Annotated in this window: 10 protein-coding genes; 8 read left to right on the top strand and 2 right to left on the bottom strand. The window is 68.1% G+C overall.

Annotated features, from left to right (window positions below; all coding sequences use genetic code 11):
* The coding region (locus J7E68_RS03910; protein ID WP_215170033.1) for an FAD-dependent monooxygenase at positions 1–237 on the bottom strand (237 nt) is incomplete at its 3' end.
* Positions 238–369: 132 nt separating this feature from the next.
* Between J7E68_RS03910 and J7E68_RS03905 the strand changes: the two genes are divergently transcribed.
* A complete protein-coding gene (locus J7E68_RS03905; protein WP_215170030.1) occupies positions 370–1,071 on the top strand; it encodes an IclR family transcriptional regulator in 702 nt (233 codons plus the stop codon).
* Positions 1,072–1,139: 68 nt separating this feature from the next.
* Here the strand turns inward: J7E68_RS03905 and J7E68_RS03900 are convergent, their stop codons facing one another.
* A complete protein-coding gene (locus J7E68_RS03900; RefSeq protein WP_215170029.1) occupies positions 1,140–2,519 on the bottom strand; it encodes an MFS transporter in 1,380 nt (459 codons plus the stop codon).
* Positions 2,520–2,600: 81 nt separating this feature from the next.
* Between J7E68_RS03900 and J7E68_RS03895 the strand changes: the two genes are divergently transcribed.
* The 7 genes from J7E68_RS03895 to J7E68_RS03865 form a co-directional block, all read left to right on the top strand.
* A complete protein-coding gene (locus J7E68_RS03895; RefSeq protein ID WP_215170027.1) occupies positions 2,601–4,148 on the top strand; it encodes a fumarylacetoacetate hydrolase family protein in 1,548 nt (515 codons plus the stop codon).
* Positions 4,145–4,831, top strand: coding sequence for a GntR family transcriptional regulator (locus J7E68_RS03890; protein WP_215170025.1), 687 nt, complete (start codon positions 4,145–4,147; stop codon positions 4,829–4,831). Before J7E68_RS03895 ends, J7E68_RS03890 begins: the two co-directional genes overlap by 4 nt.
* Positions 4,828–6,324 carry a 5-carboxymethyl-2-hydroxymuconate semialdehyde dehydrogenase gene (gene hpaE, locus J7E68_RS03885; RefSeq protein WP_215170023.1) on the top strand — a complete coding sequence of 499 codons (1,497 nt, stop codon included), beginning with the start codon at positions 4,828–4,830 and terminating at the stop codon, positions 6,322–6,324. Before J7E68_RS03890 ends, hpaE begins: the two co-directional genes overlap by 4 nt.
* Positions 6,325–6,338: 14 nt before the next feature.
* On the top strand, positions 6,339–7,502 hold the full coding sequence (gene hpaD, locus J7E68_RS03880) for a 3,4-dihydroxyphenylacetate 2,3-dioxygenase (RefSeq protein WP_215170021.1): 1,164 nt from the start codon (positions 6,339–6,341) through the stop codon (positions 7,500–7,502).
* A 38-nt stretch (positions 7,503–7,540) separates the two neighbouring features.
* Positions 7,541–8,326, top strand: coding sequence for a 2-keto-4-pentenoate hydratase (locus J7E68_RS03875; RefSeq protein WP_215170019.1), 786 nt, complete (start codon positions 7,541–7,543; stop codon positions 8,324–8,326).
* Positions 8,311–9,114 (top strand): HpcH/HpaI aldolase/citrate lyase family protein, encoded by an 804-nt coding sequence (locus tag J7E68_RS03870; protein WP_215170016.1) that lies wholly within the window; start codon positions 8,311–8,313, stop codon positions 9,112–9,114. Before J7E68_RS03875 ends, J7E68_RS03870 begins: the two co-directional genes overlap by 16 nt.
* 79 nt (positions 9,115–9,193) lie before the next feature.
* The coding region (locus J7E68_RS03865) for an MFS transporter (protein WP_215170014.1) at positions 9,194–10,240 on the top strand (1,047 nt) is incomplete at its 3' end.

The raw sequence follows: 10,240 nt of genomic DNA, 5'->3' as shown, positions 1-10,240 counted from the left end.
CGGCTGGATGCCATCGGCCTGCCCGAGCACCAGACGCCCCGCGCGCTTCTCGATGAGGCGCGTGGGGATACCGGGATACTGCGACATCTGCGCGGCGAGGAGCATGCCGGCGGGGCCGGAGCCGACGATGAGGACGTCGATCTCGTCGGGGAGGTCTGCAGGGCGCTCGGCGCCGATACCGGCGGCGTCCTTCACGCGCGGGTCTCCTGAGACATAGCCGTGGTGGTGGAACTGCATCGTCGTCGATTCCTTCCGGACGTCACTGTCGGGTGTTGCCGTCGAACCAATCGTGTTCTATATTCGAATACGACGTTCTACTATTGAACACAGCTTAGAGACGGTCCTCCCGAAACGCAAGGAAGCGCACTCATGCCCGAAGGCACCCCCGCCTCGCAGACCCTCAGCCGCGGCATCCGCATCCTCGAAGTGCTCGCCGACGCGCGCACTCCGCTCACGATCGACGAGATCGCTCTCAGACTCGATGTGCACCGGTCGATCGCCTACCGACTGCTGCGCACGCTCGAGGATCACCGTCTGGTCGGACGCGACGGATCCGGTGCCGTGACCCTCGGTCCGCGTATGGCGGCTCTCGCGGCAGGCGTCGCGCACGACCTGCAGGCAGAAGCTCTGCCCGAGCTCACGGCCATCGCGAACGAGCTCGGCATGACCTGCTTCCTCGGCGTGCTCGACGGCGACGACTGCATCACTCTGGCGAGCATCGAGCCCCGCCACGCGATCGCGAGCGTCGCGCAGCGCCCGGGCGCCCGTCACTCGGTCACCGTCGGCGCTCCCGGCAAGGCGATCCTCACGCAGCTCGCCCACTCGCAATGGCCGGGCGACACGAGCGTCGCGCTCCGCGCAGACGTCGATGAGGCCCGCGCTCGCGGGTACGCCACGAGCCATGACGAGGTCATCCCCACCGTGCAGTCGGTCGCGGTGCCCCTGGCGCTGCGCGGTCAGCGCCCCGCGGCGATCGCGGTCGTCCATGTGGCCACCGATCTGGAAGACGCCGAGATCGCCGCTCGGCTGCAGCAGTCGGCGTCCGCCATTCGCGAGGCACTCGACGGCTGACCCCCGGCAGACGGAACGCACGCCCGCGCTTTCGCGGACGTGCGTTCTCGACGGATACGAGCGGAGGATCAGACCTTCGCGAACCCGCGGATCGGACTCACCGACTGCTCCTCCTCATGGTCCGGGCCGAGCGGGATGCCCGAGCGATCGCGCAGCAGCAGTGTGGCGATGAGGCCCAGCACGGTCATGCCCGCGAGATACCACGTGACGCCCTGCGTCGATCCGGTCTTGTCGACGATGGCGGTCGCGATGGTCGGAGCGAAGGCACCGCCCGCGATGGCTCCGATCGCGTACGAGATCGAGACGCCCGAGAAGCGGATACTCGCAGGGAAGAGCTCCGCGTACAGCGCCGCCTGAGGGCCGTAGGTGAAACCGAGTCCGATCGTGAGGATCGCGAGTCCCGCGAACAGCAGACCGATCTCGCCCGTGTTGACCAGCGGGAACAGGGTGAACACACCGACGAGCTGCATCCCCCAGCCGATGATGTACGTCGTGCGGCGTCCGATCCGGTCGCACACCCATCCTGCCAGCAGCGTCGTCAGGAGCCAGGTCACGGCCGACCCTGCCACCGCCCAGAGAACCGGGCCGCGCTCGAGGCCGATCGCGCCGTCGGGGTTGGTGGCGTAACCCTGGATGTATCCGCCGGTGGTCATGTAGCCGACGGCGTTGTTGCCCGCGAAGACGAAGGCCGCGATGATCACGAGCAGGAGGTGCTTCTTGAACAGCTGCACGATCGGCATCTTCGCCTTCTCCTTGCGCTCGGCGAGCTCGGTGAAGACGGGGCTCTCCTCGACCTTGCGGCGCACGTAGTAGCCGACGAGGATCAGCACGACGCTGAGCAGGAACGGGACGCGCCAGCCCCAGATCGCGAACTGGTCTCCGGGGGCGATCACGGTCATCAGCGCCATGACGCCCGACGCCAGCAGCAGTCCGAGCGGCACACCGACCTGCGGTGATGCGCCGAAGATCCCGCGCTTGGCCTTGGGCGCGTGCTCGACCGCCATGAGCACAGCGCCACCCCACTCACCACCCGCCGAGATGCCCTGGATGATGCGCAGGAGCACGAGGAAGATCGGTGCGGCGATGCCGATCGCCTGGTAGGTCGGCAGGAGTCCGATCAGCGCGGTGGCCGCACCCATGAGGATCAGGGTCCACATGAGCACGGTCTTTCGGCCGAGCTTGTCGCCGTAGTGGCCGGCGAGGAACGCGCCGAGCGGACGGAACAGGAAGCTGACGCCGACGGTGGCGAACGCGATCAGGGCGCTGTTCGCGCCGAGCGGCTCGAAGAAGAGCTGGCCGAACACCAGGCCGACGGCCGTCGCGTAGATGAAGAAGTCGTACCACTCGACCGTGGTGCCGACGACGGTGGCGAACACGACGCGGCGCCGATCGGCCGGCGTCGCGATGGTTCCGGTGGGTGTGAACCCAGCCTGTGACTGCCCGCTCATAGGGGTGTCTCCTTTGATTGTGACCGCATTGTCACGGCTTGCGTCCGAGGTGACTCGAGTTGCTTGCCGAGGGGTGACACGATGATATATGATTTCGAATACGACGCACAAGGTGTCGACGACAGCGCGAGGAGGCGCCCCGTGACGGCATCCATCACCCGCCCCGGCAAGATCATCGCGATCCACCTGAGCTACGCCTCACGTGCCGATCAGCGGGGCCGCAGGCCCGCCACCCCCTCCTACTTCTTCAAGCCGGCAAGCTCGGTCGGCATCTCGGGCGGCACCGTCGAGCGCCCCGCCGGCACCGAGCTGCTGGCCTTCGAGGGAGAGATCGCCCTCGTGATCGGCACCGCGGCACGACGTGTCGCTCTCGACGACGCCTGGCACCACGTCGGCTGGGTCACCGCGTCGAACGACCTCGGCCTCTACGACCTGCGCGCCAACGACAAGGGGTCCAACGTCCGCTCCAAGGGCGGCGACGGCTACACCCCCCTCGGCCCCGAGCTCATCGACGCCCGCTCCGTCGACCCCGCGGCTCTGCGCGTGCGAGCCTGGGTCAACGGCGAGCTGCGACAGGACGACACCACGGCGGGGCTGATCTTCCCGCTCGCCCAGCTGGTCGCCGATCTCTCTCAGCACTTCACGCTCGAACCCGGAGACGTGATCCTCACCGGTACGCCCGCCGGCTCGTCGGTGATCGTGCCCGGTGACGTGGTCGAGATCGAGGTCGATGCTCCGGATGCCGAAGGCTCGCCCTCGTCCGGACGCCTGGTGACGACCGTCACGCAGGGCGACGTGCCCTTCGACGCAGAGATCGGATCGCTTCCCATGGTCGACGATCTGCAGCGCGCCGAGGCGTGGGGATCCCGCGAAGAGGCGGGGCTCCCGGCTGTCGAGACCGAGGCTGCACACGCACTCTCCCCCGAGCTGCGCGCCAAGCTGCTCGAGGCGCCGACCGCCGGCCTCTCGGCCCAGCTGCGCAAACGCGGCCACCACGCGTGCTTCATCGACGGCGTGGCCGCGAACATCCCCGGCAGCAAGATCGTCGGCACCGCGAAGACGCTGCGCTTCGTCCCCTTCCGTGAGGACCTGTTCACGAGCCACGGCGGCGGCTACAACGCGCAGAAGCGTGCCTTCGATGCGGTCGATGAGGGCGAGATCATCGTGATCGAGGCCCGGGGCGACGCGACCACCGGAACCCTCGGCGACATCCTCGCGCTGCGTGCACGCGCCCGCGGCGCGGCCGGCGTCGTCACAGACGGCGGCGTGCGCGACTTCGACGCGGTCGCCGCGATCGGACTCCCGGTCTTCTCGCAGGGTGCCCACCCCTCTGTCCTCGGACGCAAGCACGTGCCGTGGGCGTCGGACGTGACCATCTCGTGCGGCGGCGCGACTGTGCAGCCCGGTGACATCATCGTGGGCGACAGCGACGGCGTCATCGTCATCCCGCCCGCTCTCGCCGAGCAGGTCGCAGACGACACGCTCGCCCAGGAGGTCGAAGACGCCTGGATCGCCGAGCAGGTCGCCGCAGGTCACCCCGTCGACGGACTGTTCCCCCTCAACGCCGCGTGGCGGGAGAAGTACGACGCGGCGACCCGAACGGCATCCGACAGCCGGCCGCGATCGTGACCACCGTCGGGAGTTCGAGCAAGTCCGAGCAGGCGTACGTGTGGATCCGCTCTCGGATCTCGGGGCACACCTTCGGCCCCGGCTACCGTCTCGTGCTCGGCTCGCTCGCAGAAGAGCTCGGCATGAGCGTCGTGCCGGTGCGCGAAGCCATCCGCCGGCTCGAAGCCGAGGGCCTCGTGACGTTCGAGCGCAACGTCGGCGCCCGCGTCACGCTGGTCGACGAGAGCGAATACGCGCACACCATGCAGACGCTCGGGCTGGTCGAGGGCGCGGCGACCGCGCTGTCGGCTCCGCTGCTCGACGACAGGATGCTCGACGCCGCCGAAGCAGTCAACGAGCGGATGACGCAGATGCTCGGCCACCTCGACGCCCACGCGTTCACCGAACTCAACCGGCAGTTCCACTCGCTGCTGTTCGAACCGTGCCCGAATCCGCACCTGCTCGATCTCGTGCATCGCGGATGGGCGCGACTCTCGGGCATCCGGGATTCCACCTTCGCCTATGTCCCCGGCAGAGCTCAGCACTCCGTCGAAGAGCACACGCAGATCCTCGAGCTGATCCGTGCGGGCGCCGACCCGCTCGAGATCGAGCTCGCCGCCCGCAACCACCGCCTGCGCACGAGGGATGCCTTCCTCGATGCCCTCCACGCACGTTCTCACCACAACCCAGGAGACGAGTCATGACCGATTCCCGCATCCCCGCCGACCTGCCGGACCACATCCGGCACTACATCGACGGCGCGTTCGTCGACTCGGTCGACGGCGACACGTTCGATGTGCTCGACCCGGTGACGAACAAGACCTACACGACGGCCGCCGCGGGCAAGAAGGCCGACATCGATCTCGCCGTCGCGGCAGCCAAGCGCGCGTTCGACGAGGGCCCCTGGCCGCGGATGCTCCCCCGCGAGCGCTCGCGCGTGCTGCACAGGATCGCCGACCTCGTCGAGTCGCGCGACGCCCGCCTCGCCGAGCTCGAGTCGTACGACTCCGGCCTGCCGATCACTCAGGCCCTCGGCCAGGCACGTCGCGCCGCCGAGAACTTCCGCTTCTTCGCCGACCTGATCGTCGCGCAGTCCGATGACGCGTTCAAGGTGCCCGGCAAGCAGATGAACTACGTCAACCGCAAGCCGATCGGCGTCGCCGGCCTCATCACGCCGTGGAACACGCCGTTCATGCTCGAGTCGTGGAAGCTCGGCCCCGCGCTCGCCACCGGCAACACGGTGGTCCTGAAGCCCGCCGAGTTCACTCCGCTCTCGGCGTCTCTCTGGGCGGGGATCTTCGAAGAGGCAGGGGTGCCCGCGGGCGTCTTCAACCTCGTGAACGGTCTCGGCGAAGACGCCGGCGACGCCCTCGTGAAGCACCCCGATGTCCCCCTGATCTCGTTCACCGGCGAGAGCTCGACCGGGCAGCTGATCTTCGGCAACGCCGCCCCGTTCCTCAAGGGCCTGTCGATGGAGCTCGGCGGCAAGTCCCCCGCCGTCGTGTTCGCCGACGCCGACCTCGAGGCCGCGGTCGACGCGACGATCTTCGGTGTGTTCTCGCTCAACGGCGAGCGCTGCACCGCCGGATCCCGCATCCTCGTCGAGCGATCGATCTACGAGGAGTTCGTCGAGCGCTATGCCGCGCAGGCGAAGCGCGTCAAGGTCGGCTACCCGCACGACCCCGCGACCGAGGTCGGCGCGCTCGTGCACCCCGAGCACTACGACAAGGTGATGAGCTACGTCGAGATCGGCAAGACCGAGGGTCGCCTCGTCGCCGGCGGCGGACGCCCCGAGGGATTCGAGGAGGGCAACTTCGTCGCCCCGACGGTGTTCGCCGACGTCTCCCCCGACGCTCGCATCTTCCAGGAGGAGATCTTCGGCCCGGTCGTCGCGATCACGCCGTTCGACTCCGACGCTGAGGCCCTCGCTCTCGCGAACGACACGAAGTACGGGCTCGCGGCCTACATCTGGACCAACGACCTGAAACGCGCCCACAACTTCGCACAGTCCGTCGAGGCCGGCATGGTGTGGCTGAACAGCAACAACGTGCGGGACCTCCGCACACCGTTCGGCGGAGTCAAGGCCTCGGGTCTCGGCCACGAGGGCGGCTACCGCTCGATCGACTTCTACACCGACCAGCAGAGCGTGCACATCACGCTCGGCGGTGCCCACAACCCGACCTTCGGCAAGAACTGAGCAAGGACGCTGCCATGACCGACAAGACTGCGAAGACGCTGACCTCCTCGGGCTACTACGTGAGCCAGGAGGCTCCGATCCAGACCGACAACCCGGTCCCGACCCCCGAGAGCACGCCGCCTGACGTGCTGCGCTGCGCCTACATGGAGCTGGTCGTCACCGACCTCGCAGCCTCTCGGGTGTTCTACGTCGACGTGCTCGGGCTGTACGTGACGGAAGAGGACGACGAGGCGATCTACCTCCGCTCGACCGAGGAGTTCATCCACCACAACCTCGTGCTGCGCAAGGGGCCGATCGCCGCGGTCGCCGCGTTCTCGTACCGCGTGCGCTCCGCCTCCGATCTCGACCTCGCGGTGGCGTTCTACACAGAACTCGGCTGCGATGTGCGCCGCAACCCCGAAGGCTTCGTCAAGGGCGTCGGCGACTCGGTGCGCGTGGTCGACCCGCTGGGCTTCCCGATCGAGTTCTTCCACCAGTCCGACCACGTCGAGCGGATGTCGTGGCGGTACGACCTGCACATCCCCGGCGAGCTCGTGCGTCTCGACCACTTCAACCAGGTCACCCCCGATGTGCCCCGCGCCGTCAAGTTCATGCAGGATCTGGGATTCCGCGTGACGGAGGACATCCAGGACGACGAGGGCACCGTGTACGCCGCCTGGATGCGCCGCAAGCCCACCGTGCACGACACCGCGATGACCGGCGGCGACGGCCCCCGCATGCATCACGTCTGCTTCGCGACGCACGAGAAGCACAACATCCTCGCGATCTGCGACAAGCTCGGCGCTCTCCGCCGCTCCGACGCGATCGAGCGCGGACCCGGCCGCCACGGCGTCTCGAACGCGTTCTACCTGTACCTGCGCGACCCAGACGGGCACCGCGTCGAGGTGTACACGCAGGACTACTACACGGGCGACCCCGACAACCCCGTCATCACCTGGGATGTGCACGACAACCAGCGTCGTGACTGGTGGGGCAACCCGGTCGTGCCCTCCTGGTACACCGAGGCCTCGCTCGTGCTCGATCTCGACGGCGACCCGCAGCCCGTCATCGCCCGCACCGACAGCTCCGAGATGGCCGTCACGATCGGCGCCGACGGATTCTCGTACACGCGACCGGATGACGACGAGGGCATGCCCGAGTACAAGCAGGGCGAGTACAAGCTCGGCCACCAGCTCTGATCGATTCGCCCGCAGGTTCAGACACAGAGGAGACACGGATGCTGTCCGCAGACACCGTCGCGCAGATCGCCGCGGAGCTCGCCGAGGCCGACCGGAACCACTCCGTGATCCCGCGCATCACCGCGCGCTATCCGGAAGCGACGGTCGAGGACTCGTATGCGATCCAGGGGGTGTGGCGCGACTCGCAGATCGCCGCGGGGCGCCGACTGGTCGGCCGCAAGATCGGCCTGACGTCCAAGGCGATGCAGCAGGCCACCGGCATCACCGAGCCCGACTACGGCGTGATGTTCGACGACACCGTGTACGAATCGGGCGCCGAGATCCCGGTCGACCACTTCTCGAACGTACGGATCGAGGTCGAGCTCGCCTTCGTGCTGAAGCATCCGCTCGAGGGTCCCGACTGCACGCTCGACGACGCCCTCGCGGCGATCGACTACGCGGTGCCTGCGCTCGAGGTGCTGAACTCGCACATCGAGCTCGAAGGACGCACGATCGTCGACACGATCAGTGACAACGCGGCCTACGGCGCGATGGTGCTCGGCACCGTGCACAAGCGCCCGGACGAGATCGATCTTCGCTGGGTGCCCGGCGTGCTCTCGCGCAACGGGGAGATCGAGGAGACGGGCGTCGCGGCCGGTGTGCTGGGTCACCCCGCCACGGGTGTCGCGTGGCTGGCGAACAAGTTCCACCAGCACGGCGCGCGTCTGGAGGCCGGGGAGATCATCCTGGCAGGATCGTTCACACGCCCGATGTGGGTGTCGCGCGGCGATCACGTGCTGTGCGACTACGGACCGATGGGAACGATCGAATGCCGCTTCATCTGAGCCCCTCCTTCCGCGAGCAGCTCGCTTCCGCCGACCGTGCGCTGATCGGCATGTGGGCGTGCTCCGGCAGCCCGCTCGTGACCGAGGTCGCTGCGGGATCCGGCCTCGACTGGCTGCTCATCGACATGGAGCACTCGGCGAACACGCTCGAGTCCACGCTGCTGCAGCTGCAGGTCGTCGCCGCGTACCCGATCACCCCGGTCGTGCGGGTGCCGTCCAACGACACGGTGGCGATCAAGCAGGTCCTCGACCTCGGCGCGCAGAATCTCATCGTGCCGATGGTGTCCTCGGCCGACGAGGCGCGTGCGGCTGTCGCGGCGACCCGCTATCCGCCCGAGGGCGTTCGCGGCGTCGGCAGCGCACTCGCGCGCAGCGCTCGGTGGAACCGGATCGACGGCTACCTGCGCGACTCCGCACAGCACACCTCGCTGACGGTGCAGATCGAGACGGCCGCGGGGGTCGAGGCCGCAGCAGACATCGCCGGGGTCGACGGCGTCGACGCCGTGTTCGTGGGCCCCTCCGATCTCTCGGCATCGATGGGGCTCCTCGGTCAGCAGACCCACTCCGACGTCGTCAGCGCCGTCGAGCGGGTCTTCGACGCGGTGAAGTCCGCGGGAAAGCCCGTGGGCGTCAACGCCTTCGACCCGTCCGCCGCCGATGCCTATATCGCTGCCGGGGCGGAATTCGTGGCGGTCGGCGCCGATGTGGCGATGCTCGCGCGAGCATCCGAGGCTCTCGCCTCCCGGTTCATCCCTGCATCCGACGGTGCGACCCGCGCCAGCTACTGAGGCCAGCGCCAGCTACTGAGGCCAGCGCCACCGGGTCGGAGTGGCAGGATTGACGGATGCAGAGAAGCGAGGCGCCGTCATGATCCGCGCCCTCGCCGCGATGCAGGACCGAGGATTCCGCTGGTTCTTCCTCGCCCGCGCGATCACGCTGATCGCCGGATCGATGTCATCGATCGCCCTGGCCTTCGCGGTGCTCGAGATCGACAACGACGCGCGTTCCCTGTCGCTCGTGCTCGCGGCATTCACGATCAGCAACATCGTCTTCCTGCTGTTCGGCGGAGTGATCGCCGACCGGCTGCCTCGCGCACTGATCATCCAGTCGTGCTACGTCATCGACATCCTCACCGTCGGAGCCATGGCTGCGCTGCTCTTCAGCGGCACCGCGACGGTTCCCCTGCTCGCCCTGCTGTCGGTGCTGAACGGTGCCTCCACGGCCTTCGTCCTGCCGGCGATGCAGGGCATCATCCCGCAGCTCGCTTCCGCCGAGCACCTGCAGCAGGCGAACGCGATGCTGTCGTTCGTGCGCTCGGCGACCACCATCGGCGGCCCGATCATCGCCGGCATCGTCGTCGCGGCAGCAGGTCCTGCCTGGGCCATGGTCGTGCAGGCGATCGGCTGGATCATCGCGATCCCCGTGCTGGCGATGGTCAGGCTCCCCCCTCCTGATCATGCGGGCGGAACGACGATGTTCCACGACCTCAGAGTCGGATGGCAGGAGTTCTGGAGCCGCACCTGGCTGTGGGTGATCGTGCTCGCCTTCATGGTGATGAACGCGATCCACATCGGCGCCTGGGGCGTCGTCGGCCCGTACATCGCCAAGAACGACGAACGGCTCGGAATCGCGGGGTGGGGGTGGGTGGTCAGCGCCGAAGGCGTCGGCATCCTGCTGATGACCCTCGTCCTGATGTGGTTCCCGCTGAAGCGTCCGCTGCGCTACGGCATGATCGGCATGGCCGCGTTCGCGATCCCTCTGACCGTGCTCGGAGTCCACCCCGCGGTGGTGCTGCTGGCCATCGCGGCCTTCCTCGCCGGGGCCGGCGCCGAGGTCTTCAGCACAGGGTGGAATCTCGCGATGATGGAGAACGTGCCGGGCGACAAGCTGTCGCGCGTCTCGAGCTACGACATG

The organism is Microbacterium sp. ISL-103 (assembly GCF_018613995.1).
Classification (GTDB): Bacteria; Actinomycetota; Actinomycetes; order Actinomycetales; family Microbacteriaceae; genus Microbacterium.
Note: the sequence above shows the minus strand (reverse complement) of the source record. Positions and strands in the feature narration are given on the sequence as shown.